The organism is Mycobacterium hackensackense (assembly GCF_025822555.1).
In the GTDB taxonomy this organism is placed as follows: Bacteria; Actinomycetota; Actinomycetes; order Mycobacteriales; family Mycobacteriaceae; genus Mycobacterium; species Mycobacterium fluoranthenivorans.
Genome location: NZ_JACKUC010000034.1, coordinates 84512 through 99073, shown reverse-complemented (window position 1 = coordinate 99073; position 14562 = coordinate 84512). Strand labels below are relative to the sequence as shown.

Here is a 14562-nt window from a genome sequence, read left to right as displayed (position 1 = left end):
CGTGGGGCGACCGGTCAGCCGTGTCGAAGGCGTGGACAAAGTGACCGGTCGCGCCCACTACGCCGCCGACTTTGCCGTGCCCGGTCTGGTGCACGCGGTGCTGGTGCAATCGGAGATCCCGCACGGCCGGGTCACCGAGGATTCCCTGCGCTCCGGTGCCGACCGGGTCGGCCGGGCGCCCGGAGTGCTGCATGTGCTGACCCCACTGAACTGCCCTGCGCTCAAGGTGTTACCCGATGAGCTGACGTACGACCTGCCGCTGGAGCGTCGCCCGCCGTTGTCGGATCTGACGGTGCAGTATGTGGGTCAGCACATGGCCGTGGTGGTCGCCGACAGCCTGGAGAACGCCACCGGCGCCGCGTCGTTGTTCGAACTGGCCTATCAGGCCGCGCCCGCACTGCTGAACGCTGCCGCGGTGCTCGCCGAACCGGCGGCGCCGGACGAGAAGGGCGGCCAGATCAGGCACGGCAGTTATCGTCCCGACCATTTCGTGAAGCTGGAAGAAGAGAAACTCCAGGATCAGCGCGGTGTCGCACCGTTGCCGGAGAGCGCGGTCACGCGCGTCGATGCGCGCTACACCACACCGATGAACGCGCATTACCCCATCGAACTGTCGGCGACGATCGCGCAGTGGGACGGCGATCACCTGACGATCCACGACTCCACACGATGGATCGCCGGGGAACGGATGGCCCTGGCCGCCTACCTCGGGATACCGGAGGATCACATTCGCATCCTGTCGCCCTTGGTGGGTGGTGCTTTCGGGTCGAAGAGCTTCCTGTGGATGCATGTCGTCCTGTGCGCGGTGGTGGCCCGGGAGGTGCAACGGCCGGTCAAGCTGGTCCTCACCCGCGATCAGATGTTCACCTCGACAGGTCATCGCCCGCGCACCCACCAGGAGGTGACGCTGATCGCCGACGGCGACGGACATATCGGTAGTACCGAGCACCACACCGTGACCGAGACCTCGACCGTCGCGCATTTCTGCGAGCCGGCAGGATTGTCGACCCGGTTTCTCTACCAGTCCGAGCACCTGGTCGTGTCGCACCGGACGGCTCGGATCAACGCGCCGACACCATGTTTCATGCGTGGCCCGGGCGAGGCGCCCGGACTGTTCGCTCTCGAGGTGGCCATCGACGAACTCGCCGAGCGCGCGCACATCGATCCGCTCGACCTGCGGATCCGCAATCACGCCGATCTCGATCAGGCCAGCGGCAAGCCGTGGTCGGGTAAGCACCTGCTCGACTGCTACGCACAAGGGGCGCAGCGCTTCGGTTGGCGCGACCGGCCCGCGGCGCCGCGCTCACTACAGCGCGGCGGTGTCCAGGTCGGCTGGGGGATGGCCACCGCCACGTATCCCGGCCGGCGCATGCCCGCCGGCTGCCGGGTGCTGACGTCTGCCGATGGTCATGTCGAATTCTCCTCGGCCACACACGAAGTCGGTACCGGGGTGCGCACCGTGATGACGCAGGTCGCCGCGGATGCCACCGGACTGCCGATGCACCGGGTGAGTTTTCTGTCCGGCGATTCCGAATTCCCCGCCGCACCCTACAGCGGAGCCTCGCAGACCACCGCCACCGTCGGCTCCGCAGTCTTCGCCGCCGCCACCGAGTGGAAGCGCCGATTGCTGGTCCTGCTCACCGAGGACCCCGACTCGCCGTACTTCGGCGCCGACCCCGCCGGGGTGGATATCGCCGCCTGCGCACCCGCGGCGGTCGGCGCCTTCGCAGACCAGTTGACGTTCGTCGCCGGCAGCGACGCGGGGGACCAGAGCGCGCAGGCTTTTCAGTCCTTCGGCGTGCACTTCTGTGAGGTCGAGGTCGACGAGCACCTCGGCCGTGCCAGCGTGATCCGGTGGGTCGCGGTGATGGATTGCGGGCGGGTGCTCAACCCGAAACTCGCCCGCAATCAGGTGATGGGCGGTATCACCTTCGGACTCGGCATGGCCTTGCTCGAACAGGTGCCCTACGACGACCGGACGGCGCTGCCGATCGGTGAGTACTACGTGCCCACACAGGCCGACCGGCCCGAATTCGACATCTCCTTCGTCGACGCGCCCGACTACGGCCTCGATCCGATCGGCGTACGCGGCATCGGTGAGATCGGCACCTGCGGAGTCCCCGCCGCCATCGCCAACGCCATCCACCACGCCACCGGCAAGCGGTTGCGTGACCTGCCGATCACCTTGGAGGACCTGATGATCCCGTACCGGCCGGTGGACACGAGGTCACCCGATGAGCGGTGAGACCGAGGTGGAGCTGCACATCAACGGCCAAACCCACCGGATGACGGTCGATATCAGGTCGACGTTGCTGGACCTGCTCCGAGAGCGGTTGCACATGACCGGGACCAAGAAGGGGTGCGATCACGGTCTGTGCGGCGCGTGCACCGTGTCGCTGGACGGCGAACGTGTGCTCAGCTGCCTGACCTTGGCGGCTTCGGTCGACGGAAGCGATGTCCTCACCATCGAGGGCATCGCCGACGGCGTCGACCTGCACCCGCTGCAGCAGGCCTTTCTGGACTGTGACGGATTCCAGTGCGGGTATTGCACACCCGGGCAGATCTCCTCCGCCCACGCCATGCTCGCCGAGTACCAGCGAGGTGACCTGAGCATGGCCACCTTCGAGGGATCCCGGGCCGACGTGGTCACCGGCTGCCCCCGACTCACCGCACCCGAGATCCGGGAACGGATGGCGGGCAACATCTGTCGGTGCGGTGCCTACGCCAACATCGCCGAAGCGATCGAGAGCGTCGCCGGGGAGCGGCGTCCGTGAAAACCTTCGAGTTCCGGCACGCGTCCAGCATCGGGGACGCGATCGACGCGGCCACGACCACGGGAGCGAAGTACCTCGCCGGCGGGACCAACCTCATCGACCTGATGAAGGGGGGTGTCGAGCAGCCGTCCGGTGTGATCGATCTGCGGCGTCTGGGCCTGACGTCGATCACCTCGACCGAGAGCGGCGGGGTGTTCATCGAGGCCGGGGTGACCAACAGCGCACTCGCCAACCACCCACTGATCCGCACCCAGTACCCGGTGCTGTCACACGCGATCCTCAGCGGGGCCACCACACAGTTGCGCAACATGGCCACCGCGGGTGGAAATCTGTTGCAGCGCACCCGCTGCCCCTACTTCATGCAGACGGTGTTCGCCGCCTGCAACAAGCGCGACCCGGGTAGTGGCTGCGCCGCGCAGCACGGTTTCAACCGTGAGCACGCCATCTTCGGTGCGAGCGCCGACTGTGTCGCGATCAACCCGTCGGATATGGCCGTGGCGCTGGCCGTACTCGATGCCGTCGTGCATGTGCAGAACGAGACGGGGCGGCGCACCATCCCGATCGATCGGTTCTTCGTGCTGCCCGGCCGCACCCCGGACATCGACAACGCGCTGGACCCACACGATCTGATCGTCGGGATCGAACTGCCGCCCTCCGCTTTCGCCGAGCACTCCTGGTACCTGAAAGTCCGCGACCGCCACAGCTACGCGTTCGCCCTGGTATCGGTCGCGGCGGGACTCGTCATCGAGAACGGGGTCATCACCGCCGCCGCCCTGGCATTGGGGGCGGTGGCGGCCATGCCGTGGCGACTCCCCGAGGCCGAGGCAAGTCTCCTCGGCAAGACGCCCACGGCGGCCACGTTCGACACCGCAGCACAACTAGCGATGGTGAACGCACAACCCCTTTCCCAGAACGGCTTCAAAGTCGACCTGGGTCGCCACAGCGTGGTGCGCGCGCTCACCCTGGCCGCCGTCGACCGAGGGGCCGAGCCCGCCCCGGATACCTCCGGGTGATCCCGCTCTCGTCCATCGTGTCTTGGACAGGGCGACCGACTCGCCGGACCGGCGGCGCACCTGGTCACGCGGAATTCATCGAGGCCTGGCTACTGTGCAGGCATGACCCGACCGACCCTGCGTGAACTGGCCAGTCTGCCCGCCCGGCCGGCGGCCTTGTCCGAGTCCACCCTTGTCCTGATCGACTGCCAGAACACCTATACGCAGGGCGTGATGGAGTTGGACGGCGTGCAGGCGGCGCTGGACGAGGCCGCGGCACTGTTGGATCGCGCTCGCAGCGCCGGCATACCGGTCATCCACATCCAGCACGATGACGGCCCCGGCTCGCTGTATGACATCGCGGGGGAGTCGGGTGCGATCGCCGGCCAGGTCGCCCCGCGCGGCGGGGAGCCCGTGATCGTGAAGAATTTCCCGAACTCGTTCGTGCAGACCGACCTCGAGAACGAACTGAAGACCGTCGGGGCGACGAACCTCATCCTGGCCGGGTTCATGACACACATGTGCGTCAACTCGACCGCCCGTGGGGCCTTCAATCTGGGTTTCGCGCCGACGGTGGTCGCCGCGGCGACGGCCACCCGCTCGCTGCCCGGCCCCGACGGACCGGTGCCCGCGGCGGCCCTCCAGGCGGCCAGCCTGGCGGCGCTGTCCGACTTGTTCGCCGTGGTGGTCGCCGACGGCGCCGGCATCCCGGACTGAGTACCGGCCACGGCACGTCCATGACCGCGTCGTGACGGAGCGGACAGGAAAATGGCAGGCGCAGGCGTGCGTCATCGGCGAAGCTTGAGGGTGTGAACACCCAGTCGCCGACGTCCCCGCCCAGTACCCGCGTCACCCGGCTCCGCGAGAAACAGGACACCTCGCGAGACGGACTGGACGAACTGCTCGACAGCACACCACTGGCCACGGTCGCCCTGGTGCGCGACGGGCATCCCATCGCGTTCCCGATCGGATTCGCGCGTCTGGCAGACGAATTGGTGATCCACGGTTCCACGGGGTCGCCGTGGCTGCGCGCGCTGGCCGACGGGGCGGCTGCGGCGGTGTCGGTGACCACCCTGGACGGGGTGGTGGTGGCGCGCAGCGGTTTCGAATCCTCGTTCCGCTACCGCAGTGCCGTTCTGTTCGGGACCTTCGAGGCGATCCCCGAGACGGAGAAAGGCGACTACCTGAACGCCCTGACGGACACCTTCATCCCGGGACGGGTGGCCGAACTCCGACCGAGCACCCGTAGGGAGCTGGTCGCCAGCATGGTGCTGCGGATGCCGATCGGTGCCGACAACTGGTCGCTCAAGGTCAGCGCGGGCTGGTCGGAGGATCCCGAATCGGATGTCGAGGCCGGCGCCTGGGCGGGACTGGTACCGCTGTCGCTGTCCTACGGGACGCCCGAGGCGGCGCCGGACTGTGACCCGTCGATTCCGGTGCCCGACTCGGTGCGCGCCATGACCGGGACCGTGCGCAACGTCGCGCCGCCGCTGCGCTGATCGGCGCGCCTGGCAGAATCCGCAGTATGCGCATGTCGGCGAAGGCGGAGTACGCCGTGCGTGCCATGGTGCAGCTGGCCACCGTCGGCGACGGTGGCCTGGTCAAGACCGATGACCTGGCCAAGGCCCAGGGCATCCCGGCCCAGTTCCTCGTCGACATCCTCTCCGACCTGCGCACCGACCGGCTGGTGCGCAGTCATCGCGGCCGCGACGGCGGATACGAGCTGGCCCGCCCCGCCGCCGAGATCAGCATCGCCGATGTGCTGCGCTGTATCGACGGGCCGCTGGCCAGCGTGCGCGATATCGGCCTGGGCGACCTGCCGTACTCCGGTCCGACCGCGGCGCTCACCGATGTGTGGCGGGCGCTGCGCGCCAGCATGCGCTCGGTGCTGGAACAGACCACCCTCGCCGATGTGGCCACCGGTGAGCTGCCCGCCCATGTGGCGACCCTGGCCGCCGACTACCTCGGGCAGGAGACCGAACGCGGTCACGGCTGAACGTGACAGGCGATCCCGTCGATGAGCATGCGCAATCCGCGGGCGAAATCGTCCTCGACGGGGGTGGTGATCGCCACCTTCGCCAGCGCGGCGATGTGCGGATGCTCTGCGCCGGCCACCGAACCGATGCGATCAGCTGCTTCGGTCGCGCTCCCGGTCAGCGGCCCGGCCAGGGTGCTCTGGGCGCCACCGATGACGAAACCGAACACCCCGTGGAATGCGGCAAGCAGCCCGGTGTCGGTGAGGCCCGCACGCCCCAGCGCGGCGACCAGCGCATCGACGATGGCGAATCCGGTCGGCGAGGACATCCGGCGGGTGAGCACCAGCGGGACCGCAGCGGGATGCGCGCGTACGCCCTCCCACATGGCGTACGCGATGGCGTGCACGTCGTGGCGCCAGTCATCGGTCTGCGCGGGCAGCGGGATCTCGGCGACGACGGCCGCCACCACGAGTTCTTCCAGTCCGGCCTTGTCGGCCACATAGTTGTAGACGGTCATCGGACCGGTACCCAGGGCGGTCGCCAACGATCGCATGCTCAGCGCCGCCAAGCCCTGTTCGTCGACGATGCGCAGTGCGGCACCGGCGATTTCGTGCACCGTGAATCTTGCTCGCATCCGAATCCCCTTGACAAGTACGACGTACGTATTGCAGTCTAGCTCATACGTACATCGTACTTATGAAGGTGGTTCCCCCATGCAGACAATCCCTACCGAGCGCATCGACTTTCAGTCCGGAGGCACGCGTTGCGCGGCCTGGCTGACCCTGCCGGACGGGCCGGGACCGCATCCGGCCGTCGTGCTGGCCCACGGCCTGGGCGCGACCCACGACATGATGCTGGCGGTCTACGAGCAGCATTTCGCGGCGGCCGGTATCGCCACCCTGGCCTTTGACTACCGACACACTGGTGCCTCCGATGGTCAACCCCGGCAACGGATTTCCCTGCACGCTCAGGGTGAGGACGTGCACGCCGCACTGGCCCGTCTGCGCACCCACCCCGCGATCGACAGCACCCGTCTCGGGCTGTGGGGCACCAGTCTCGGCGCGATGAATGTGGTGCGGGTGGCCGCGCAGCGTGCCGATATCGCGGCCGCCGTCGTGCAGTGCCCGATCGTGCACGGGCCCGGTGCGGCACGCAGCCTGGGCATCCTCGGACCGTTGCGGCTGGTGCCGGCCGTCGTCGAGGACACGCTGCGGACGCTGATCCGCCGCGGTCGGCGGTACATCCCGATCGTCGGGCCGTCCGGCGGATTCGCGATGGTGACGGCCGACGGCGCTGAAGCGGGGTGGAACTCCACCGTGCCTGCTGACGCCGTCTTCGACAACCGCATTGCCGCTGGCGGAGCGGTCGCCATCGTCACCACCTCGGCGCTGCGGCATGCGGCTCGGGTGCGCGCGCCACTACTGGTCTGCGTCTGCGACCGGGAGAATCTGATGGACCCCCGCTATGGTGAACTCGTCGCACAGCGTGCTCCGAATGGTATTGCCCGCCACTATGATTCAGACCATTTTGCCATCTACCACCCGCCGCTGGTGGATCGGGTGCTGGCCGACCAAACGGCCTTCCTGAAGGAGCATCTGCGTGTCGGCGCGTGAACGGCTGCGGGTCAACGATGAACGGCTGCTCGCCGTCCTGGCAGAGCTGTCCGCCGACGACTGGGCCGCACCGAGTCTGTGCGCCGCATGGTCCAACCGCGATGTCCTGGCGCACCTGGTCGTCGGATATGGCTGCACCGTCGGCGGGTTCGCCGCCGAACTGCTCCGCCGTCGTAGTTTCGACCCGGCCAACACCGCGCTGGCCGTCCGGCTCAGCGTCCGCCGCTCGCCGCAGCAACTGCTCGACGACCTGGCCCGACTGATCGCCGTCCCGACCGGCACGGGCCGCGCTTTCCCCCGCCGGCTGCTGCTGGGTGACCACGTCACCCATGAACTCGACATCGTCTATGCGCTGGGCCGTGAACCGCAGATCCCCGCCGACATCCTGGCCGCCGTGCTCGACACTCAAGTGACACTGCCCAACCCGTTCGTTCCCGCCTATCGCCACAGCCGGGGGCTACGGCTGGAGGCCACCGACGCAGACTGGACGTACGGTCACGGGCCCGCGGTGTCGGGGCGCGCCGCGGAATTGGTCTCGGTGTTGGGCAACCGCCCGCGGATGCTGGGGGCGCTCAGCGGGGACGGCGTGGTGATCCTCGAAGCGCGCGTCAGCCAGTCGGCCAATCACCGTCCGTGAGCCGTGCCCAGGATGGGATGATCGCTACGCCCGGTGGTGTTCTTCGGATGCGATGACGCACGAAGCGAAGGCGGTGTGTGATGGGTGAGTTCAACCTGAACGACCTGGCGGTCCCGATTCTGGTGGCGCCGATGGCAGGTGGTCCGTCCACCCCGGCGCTTGCGGCGGCAGGGTCGGAGGCCGGTGGTCTGGGGTTCATCGCCGCCGGCTATCTCTCGGCCGACACGTTCGCCGAACGGCTGACTGCCGCCCGTAAGCTCACGACGCGACCTCTCGGGGTGAATCTCTTTGCGCCCCAGCCCAGCGCCGTGCAACCCGGCGATATCGATCGGTATATCGCGGAGTTGGCCGGTGAGGCGGCGCGCTATGGCGTGTCCCTGGGCGAGCCGAAGTTCAACGATGACGACTGGGCGGCAAAGCTCGAGGTCGTGCTCGACATCCGGCCGGAGGTGGTGTCGTTCACCTTCGGTTCGCCCAGCGCCGAGGAGTCCGCCCGGCTCCGCGCCGCGGGCATCACGACCGTCGCCACCGTCACCACACTCGCGGAGGCGCAGGAAGCGGTGAGCAAGGGTGTCGACGCGTTGGCGGTGCAGGGCCCGGCCGCCGGCGGACACCGCGGCACCTACGACCCCGCCGCCCGGCCGGCCGCTCAACCCCTCGATGAGCTGCTGGCCGAGGTACTCGCGGCGACGGGGGTGCCGGTGGTGGCCGCCGGTGGCCTGGTGACGGCGCAGGATGTGGGCCGGGTGCTGGACGCCGGTGCCGCCGCGGCCCAGCTGGGCACCGCCTTCCTGCTCGCCGACGAGGCCGGTAGCAGCCCGGTGCACCGTGCCGCGCTGCAGAACCCCGCATTCACCGAAACCGTTGTCACAAAGGCCTTCTCGGGACGATACGCGCGCGGCTTACGCAACAGGTTCATCGACGAGCATGACGAGAGGGCGCCGCTGGGATACCCGGAGGTGCACTACCTGACCAGCCCGGTACGCGCCGCATCGGTGCGGGCCGGGGACCCGCAGGCCACCAATATCTGGGCCGGCACCGGATTCCGGGGTATCACGACGGGCCCGGCCGCCCAGATCATCGGCGGGCTGATCTGAGCGTATCGACGGTCACGTCGCCGTCGTCGGAGCGGACGTTGATCTGGGCTGCGGCGCGTGCGGCATCGCTGGTCTCGGGTACCCGCACGGTGGCCGACCCGCCGGACTGGGCGTGTACCAGGTAGGGGCCGGGGGTGGGCAGCGAGAGCGAGATGTCACCGTCGCGGGTCACCGCGTCCACCCGCCGTGGCGCCACATCCGCGAATTTCACCGCGATCTCACCGTCGGTGGTGGCCGCATCGAAGGACTCACCGACCGAAATCGGTTCCCGCGCGGTGATATCCCCGTCCTGCGCGCGCACCTCGACGCGACGGACCGCGCCGCGCAGCACGACCGCGCCGTCCGAGGTGCTCGCGGTCAGCTGATCCAGGTCGGCCTGGGCGAGCAACACACCGGTGTTCTGGCGCACCGTCAGCGCGAGCCGGCGCCCGGTCTCGGGCGGCAGGGTGACCGTGACCTCGCCCGGATCGCCGAAGTCCAGGATCCCGTCGGCGGCTCCGTCCACGGTGACATGAGTGCCGTTGGCGTCATTGGTGACTCGCAGGTACTGATTGCTGTTGCGGCTGGAGGCCACCATGCGCAGATCGATGCGGGGTTCGGTGGCGTTGCGGTCGGCGGTGATGCGCACGGCCACCGGAGAATCAGCGGTGTCCAGGGTGAGCGACCGGATCGCGGCGGGCAGCGTCTGGTGGTCGGTCACCACCCGGAAGGCGCTGAGCCCCCAGGCCAGCGTCCCGAAGGAGGCGATCGCACCCGACATGACGACGACGGCGATGCCGACCAGCAGGACTCGGATGACGTTGCGCGCGCCGCCAGACACCGGGGGTGGTCCGGCGGGTGCCTGGGGCGGGGTGAGAATGCTCATGGGGCAGTACCTTTCAGGATTCGAGGTAGCGCAAGACGGCCAGCACCCGGCGGTTCTCGCTGTCATCGGGGGTCAGTTGCAATTTGGCGAAGATCGACGCGATGTGCTTCTCGGCCGACCCGACCGAGACATGCAGTGCGGCACTGATCGCCGAGTTCGACTTACCCTCGGCCATGAGCTGCAGCACCTCCCGTTCGCGTGGTGTCAGTTCGTCGAGCACGACACGGCGTCGCGAACGCACCAGGATCTGCGAGACCACTTCGGGGTCGAGGACGGTTCCGCCGCCGCCGACCACCTCGACCGCATCGAGGAAGGCGGGCACGTCGGCCACCCGATCCTTCAGCAGGTAGCCGAATCCCTTGGTATCCGAGGCGATCAGGTCGGCGGCGTAACGCTCTTCGACGTAGTGGGAGAGCACCAGAACCGCGGACTCCGGGTTCTGGGAGCGGAGCAGGGCGGCGGCGCGGATGCCCTCATCGGTGAACGTCGGCGGCATCCGGACGTCCACGATGGCCAGATCGGGGTGTTCGGAGTTGACGATGTTCAGCAGTCCGGTGGCATCTGGCACACCGGCGACGACCTGGTGTCCGGCGTCGGCGAGGATGCGTTCGATACCGGCGCGCAGCAGGGCCGAATCCTCGGCGATCACGATCCGCATGGCAGCACCGCCGTCACGATGGTGGGGCCGGTGGCCGGACTGGACACCGTGAACGTGCCGCCGGCGGCACGGACCCGCTCTGTGAGGCCGCGCAGGCCGGTGGCGTCGTTGTCGGCGCCGATCTCGGCGCCACCGCACCCGTCGTCGAACACCGATACGTGCAGCACCCGCGCCGCCTCGTCCAGGCGCACCGTCACCACCGCCTGACCGGCGCCGGCGTGTTTGGCCACATTGGTCAGTGCTTCCGCCACCACGAAATAGGCGACCGATTCGACCTCGTCGGGCAGCCTGACGGGCAAATGGACATCGAGAGTGGTCGGCACGCCCGAGATCTGGGTGCGCTGCACCACCGCCGAGAGCGCGGCATCGAGCCCGCGGTCGCTGAGGATGGTCGGGGCGATTCCGCGCACCACATTGCGCAGCTCGGCCAGCGCGCTCATCGCATCGGCGTGTGCCTCGCCGATGAGGGCTTTGGCCGAGGCCGGGTCTGTGTCCAGTTTGGTCTGCGCCAGCCCGATGGTCATCGCCAACGAGACCAGTCGCGGCTGGACACTGTCGTGCAGGTCCCGTTCGATGCGGTGGCGCTCGGTCTGCGCCGAGGACACCGCACCTTGCCGCGCGTCGGCCAGCGCGCTGACCTGGGACTGCAGCGCTGCTGTGGGGGAGGCGGCCAGCAGCCAGCGATCGATCTTCGCGTCGACTGCGGGGGCGAACACCAGGAGCGCGATCGCGGCGAGCAGTGCGACCACGGCCAGCAGCCAGGCCAGCGGTGGCGAGAGGAAGGACAGTCCGGAGTCGGCGTCGCTGCGCCGGATCGCCGAGGCGAACGCCGGGGCCAGGAAGGCGAAGGCCAGCAGCGCCAGGGCGAGTCCACAGACCAGCAGGTCGTATGTCATCCGCAGGTAGTGCTGGCCCACCGCTTTCCAGAACCGGCTGCCGCTGATGTCGAGCCACAGCTGGTGTGCCCAGCGCTGGAATCCGGTGTAGGGCGACATGGCGCGGGGCGGCACGGGGATGTGCAGGCCGAACACCGCCTCGCTGCGCACCCGTTCGACCCACTCCACGCCCCGCATCAGGTAGACGAACACCACTGCGGACAGTGCGAATCCGATCACCGACGGGATGGAGGAGATGCCGATCACCAAGATGGACAACGGAATCCACAACCACACGGTGGCGAGCGCGGCGCCGGTGATCATCGACGCGGTGGGGATCACCCCGAGATCACGCCACCGGTGGACCGCCGTGGTGTCATCGACGGTGTCGACGGTGTCGTTTGCAGTGCCGGACCAGATTGCGACCATGGGTCCAACCTATGGACAGTCGACGTCCGGCGACACCACGTTTTCCGCCGAACCGGGCGGGGGATAACCCCCGGTTACTTGGGCGCGGTGAGTTCCAGCGCGATGTTGTCGGGATCGCGGAACTCCAGGATGTAGGCCGGCCCGATGTCCTTGACCGGCCCGTGCTCGATACCGAGTGCGTCCAGGTGTGCGCCCGCCGCGTCCAGGGCGGCCCGGTCGGCCAGCCGGAACGCCAGATGATCCAGGCCGGTGCGGTCCTCGTGGAAGTCGCCGTCGCCGACGGGCCGCAACCCGATCAGGGCGCCACCCAGGTCGTAGATGACCCCGCCGTAGAGAAACGCCAGCGCCTCTCGTGTCGCGGTATCGGCCCCTGGCGGCAATTCCACCAGCACGGGCCAACCGAAGACACCCTCGTAGAACTGCCGCGAGCGTTCGATATCGGTGACCGTGAGCCGCACATGTGCGATGGATGTCGTGGAGATCGCCATGACCACATACTGGCAGTCCGCGCCCGTGCCAGAATCCCCGACGTGCATGTGGGAATGACGATGCCGGTGATGGAACCGGATCTGAACGCGGCGGTGCTCAAAGAGTGGGCGAAGGTCATCGACGAAGGACCGTTCTCGTCGCTGTGCTGGGGTGAGCGCATCGCGTTCGACAACCCGGACTCACTGACCCTGCTCGGGGCGTTGTCGGCCTGGACCGAGCGGGTACGCCTGGTGACCACGGTGGTGGTACCCCAGCTGCACGACCCCGTGCTGCTGGCCAAAGGACTCGCGACCGGCGACCTGCTCAGTGGTGGCCGGCTCACCGTCGGTCTGGGGGTCGGTGGGCGAAACGAGGACTATGTCGCCGCCGGTGCGGACCCGGCGACCCAGACCATGCGGCAGATGGCCGACCGGGTCGCGGTGATGAAGCGGGTGTGGAACGGCGAGAAGGTGACCGATTCGGTGCTGCCGGTGGGGCCCGCGCCGGTGCAACCCGGTGGCCCGGAGCTTCTGGTCGGCACGATCGGCCCCAAGACGGTGCGCAGCGCCGCGCCGTGGGCGGCCGGATTGGCCGGTATCACCATGGATCTCGACGTGGACAAACAGAACGAGCTCTTCGATGTCGCCCGGGCTGCGTGGGCGCAGGCCGGACGGCCGGCGCCGCACCTGGCCACCTCGTTCTGGTTCGCACTCGGCGACCAGGACACCGCCCGCGCCCAGGTACACCACCACCTGCGGCGGTACATGAACTGGATCCCGGCCGAGTACGTCGACGCCATGGCGCCGACGACCGGGTGGGCCGGGACCGAGGACGAATTGGTCGAGGTGCTGCACCGGTTCGCCGAGATCGGCACCGACGAAGTGCATCTCATCCCGACGTCCTCGGATATCGGACAGCTGCGCCGCGTCGCCGAGGCGGTGCGGGAGTTCAGCTAGATCCGTGCCGGCCGATGTTGGCGTCCAACGGCTTTCGGGTCCCGGTGACTTCGCGCAGCAGCCACGCCAGCGGCACGGTGGTGGCCAGTGTCGCGATGACGAGCACCGGTGTCGAGCCGGTGAAGAGTTGCCAGCCCAGCACCAGGTGCATCGTGATCGCCATCATCACCACGTGCAGCAGGAACAGCTCGTAGGAGATGTTGCCGATCCACACCATCGGCCGGCTGCCGAGCAGCCGTGTCCACCGTCCGGTATCGCCGAGCGCAAGTGGAGCCGTGACCAGCATCGCGACCGCCGCGTACAACAGCGCCCTGGACACCGGATGCGCACCGGCCGGCGTGGCGGCGACCAGATAGGCCACTGCCGCAGCCGGGAGGGTGGCCACCGCGCGTACCCGGATCCCGTTCTCCTGCAGCACCGCAAGTGCCATTCCGGCCGCGAACGCGGCGAGATGGGCGGGCAGCCACATGCCTGCGGAGTTGGGCAGCCAGTCGGTGTGCGATGCCAGGAGCAGCCACAGGGGTGCGATCGCGGCGAGCGCGCCGAGGCCGGCCAGCACCGGACCGGGCCGCCACCGCCGTCCCATGAGCAGGTGGGCCAGCAGTGGTAGGACGGCGTAGAAGGAGGCTTCCACGGCCAGGCTCCACATCTGCGACAGGCCCGGATGCAGATAGGTCACCAGGAAGTTGTCGGTGTAGATCTGGGTCAGCGTCAGGTGGCGCAGCAAGCCCAGCCACGTCTGGCCGGGATTCGGTTCCGGGGTGAAGTAGAGGAAGACCACATAGGTGAACAGCACGGCGGTCACATAGCCCGGCATGATGCGCCGGATCCGGGCCCGGGCGTAGCGACCCGGCCGGGGCGCCGGGGCACCGGCGGCCGCCGATCGGACGTACGGCCGGAACAACAGCAAGCCCGACAACGCGAAGAAGATCGGCACCCCGATGTCCAGATGGCCCAGCAGCGAGCCGAGGTAACCGAGGTTCAGGGCGCCTGTGGCGAACGCGGCGTGCGTGGCGACCACCATCAGGGCGGCAAGCGCTCGCAAGCCCGTGAGCGAGGCCTGCCGAGGTACGGGTTCGAGGGCCGGCAGGGTGTCCGGCCCGCGCAGCGGTGTGGACGGCCCGGCAGACATCTCGTCAAGGGTAGTGAGTCATCTGTCTGAGCGCCCGGGACCAGATGCGCCGGCAACCTCGCTTCCCGGGCTTGCGGGGCGCGGCCCATC

General features: G+C 68.6%; 16 protein-coding genes. 10 read left to right on the top strand and 6 right to left on the bottom strand.

What is annotated here, in order from left to right; all coding sequences use genetic code 11:
- Positions 1-40 precede the first annotated feature (40 nt).
- From H7J86_RS26635 to H7J86_RS26610, 6 genes are all read left to right on the top strand, one after another.
- Positions 41-2245, top strand: coding sequence for a xanthine dehydrogenase family protein molybdopterin-binding subunit (locus H7J86_RS26635; RefSeq protein ID WP_267294670.1), 2205 nt, complete (start codon positions 41-43; stop codon positions 2243-2245).
- Positions 2235-2774: a (2Fe-2S)-binding protein gene (locus tag H7J86_RS26630; RefSeq protein WP_267294668.1), complete on the top strand. Its 540-nt coding sequence runs from the start codon at positions 2235-2237 to the stop codon at positions 2772-2774. Before H7J86_RS26635 ends, H7J86_RS26630 begins: the two co-directional genes overlap by 11 nt.
- Positions 2771-3787 carry an FAD binding domain-containing protein gene (locus H7J86_RS26625; RefSeq protein WP_267294666.1) on the top strand — a complete coding sequence of 339 codons (1017 nt, stop codon included), beginning with the start codon at positions 2771-2773 and terminating at the stop codon, positions 3785-3787. The genes H7J86_RS26630 and H7J86_RS26625 overlap by 4 nt, the downstream gene beginning before the upstream one ends.
- 102 nt (positions 3788-3889) lie before the next feature.
- Complete coding sequence (locus H7J86_RS26620) at positions 3890-4483, top strand: isochorismatase family protein (protein WP_090363960.1); 594 nt, start codon at positions 3890-3892, stop codon at positions 4481-4483.
- Positions 4484-4575: 92 nt separating this feature from the next.
- The gene (locus H7J86_RS26615) at positions 4576-5265 is read left to right on the top strand and encodes a pyridoxamine 5'-phosphate oxidase family protein (protein ID WP_090363959.1); all 690 of its coding nucleotides are present in this window, start codon (positions 4576-4578) and stop codon (positions 5263-5265) included.
- Positions 5266-5291: 26 nt separating this feature from the next.
- Positions 5292-5762, top strand: coding sequence for an Rrf2 family transcriptional regulator (locus H7J86_RS26610; protein WP_090363957.1), 471 nt, complete (start codon positions 5292-5294; stop codon positions 5760-5762).
- Here the strand turns inward: H7J86_RS26610 and H7J86_RS26605 are convergent.
- A complete protein-coding gene (locus tag H7J86_RS26605) occupies positions 5753-6376 on the bottom strand; it encodes a TetR/AcrR family transcriptional regulator (RefSeq protein WP_267294664.1) in 624 nt (207 codons plus the stop codon). The two genes, H7J86_RS26610 and H7J86_RS26605, sit on opposite strands and share 10 nt — an antisense overlap.
- 79 nt (positions 6377-6455) lie before the next feature.
- Between H7J86_RS26605 and H7J86_RS26600 the strand changes: the two genes are divergently transcribed.
- The 3 genes from H7J86_RS26600 (at position 6456) to H7J86_RS26590 (ending at position 9089) form a co-directional block, all read left to right on the top strand.
- Positions 6456-7355 (top strand): alpha/beta hydrolase, encoded by a 900-nt coding sequence (locus H7J86_RS26600; RefSeq protein WP_372517334.1) that lies wholly within the window; start codon positions 6456-6458, stop codon positions 7353-7355.
- On the top strand, positions 7342-7992 hold the full coding sequence (locus tag H7J86_RS26595; RefSeq protein ID WP_090363952.1) for a maleylpyruvate isomerase family mycothiol-dependent enzyme: 651 nt from the start codon (positions 7342-7344) through the stop codon (positions 7990-7992). Before H7J86_RS26600 ends, H7J86_RS26595 begins: the two co-directional genes overlap by 14 nt.
- A gap of 80 nt (positions 7993-8072) precedes the next feature.
- Complete coding sequence (locus H7J86_RS26590) at positions 8073-9089, top strand: nitronate monooxygenase (RefSeq protein WP_267294660.1); 1017 nt, start codon at positions 8073-8075, stop codon at positions 9087-9089.
- Here H7J86_RS26590 and H7J86_RS26585 read toward each other — a convergent pair.
- The 4 genes from H7J86_RS26585 to H7J86_RS26570 all read right to left on the bottom strand — a co-directional run bounded on the left by H7J86_RS26585 (position 9070) and on the right by H7J86_RS26570 (position 12404).
- Positions 9070-9954: a DUF4097 family beta strand repeat-containing protein gene (locus tag H7J86_RS26585; RefSeq protein ID WP_267294658.1), complete on the bottom strand. Its 885-nt coding sequence runs from the start codon at positions 9952-9954 to the stop codon at positions 9070-9072. The two genes, H7J86_RS26590 and H7J86_RS26585, sit on opposite strands and share 20 nt — an antisense overlap.
- Before the next feature lie 13 nt (positions 9955-9967).
- Positions 9968-10612, bottom strand: a complete 645-nt coding sequence (locus tag H7J86_RS26580) for a response regulator transcription factor (RefSeq protein ID WP_090363948.1) — start codon at positions 10610-10612, stop codon at positions 9968-9970.
- Positions 10600-11916 carry a sensor histidine kinase gene (locus H7J86_RS26575; protein WP_267294656.1) on the bottom strand — a complete coding sequence of 439 codons (1317 nt, stop codon included), beginning with the start codon at positions 11914-11916 and terminating at the stop codon, positions 10600-10602. The genes H7J86_RS26580 and H7J86_RS26575 overlap by 13 nt, the downstream gene beginning before the upstream one ends.
- A 74-nt stretch (positions 11917-11990) precedes the next feature.
- Entirely contained in the window at positions 11991-12404 is a 414-nt protein-coding gene (locus tag H7J86_RS26570; protein ID WP_187096516.1) for a VOC family protein, read from the bottom strand.
- Between the two features lie 54 nt (positions 12405-12458).
- Here H7J86_RS26570 and H7J86_RS26565 point away from each other — a divergent pair, with 54 nt between their 5' ends.
- Positions 12459-13340, top strand: a complete 882-nt coding sequence (locus tag H7J86_RS26565) for an LLM class flavin-dependent oxidoreductase (RefSeq protein ID WP_267294905.1) — start codon at positions 12459-12461, stop codon at positions 13338-13340.
- Here H7J86_RS26565 and H7J86_RS26560 read toward each other — a convergent pair.
- The gene (locus tag H7J86_RS26560; RefSeq protein ID WP_267294654.1) at positions 13333-14472 is read right to left on the bottom strand and encodes an acyltransferase family protein; all 1140 of its coding nucleotides are present in this window, start codon (positions 14470-14472) and stop codon (positions 13333-13335) included. The genes H7J86_RS26565 and H7J86_RS26560 overlap by 8 nt on opposite strands.
- Between the last annotated feature and the right edge of the window lie 90 nt (positions 14473-14562).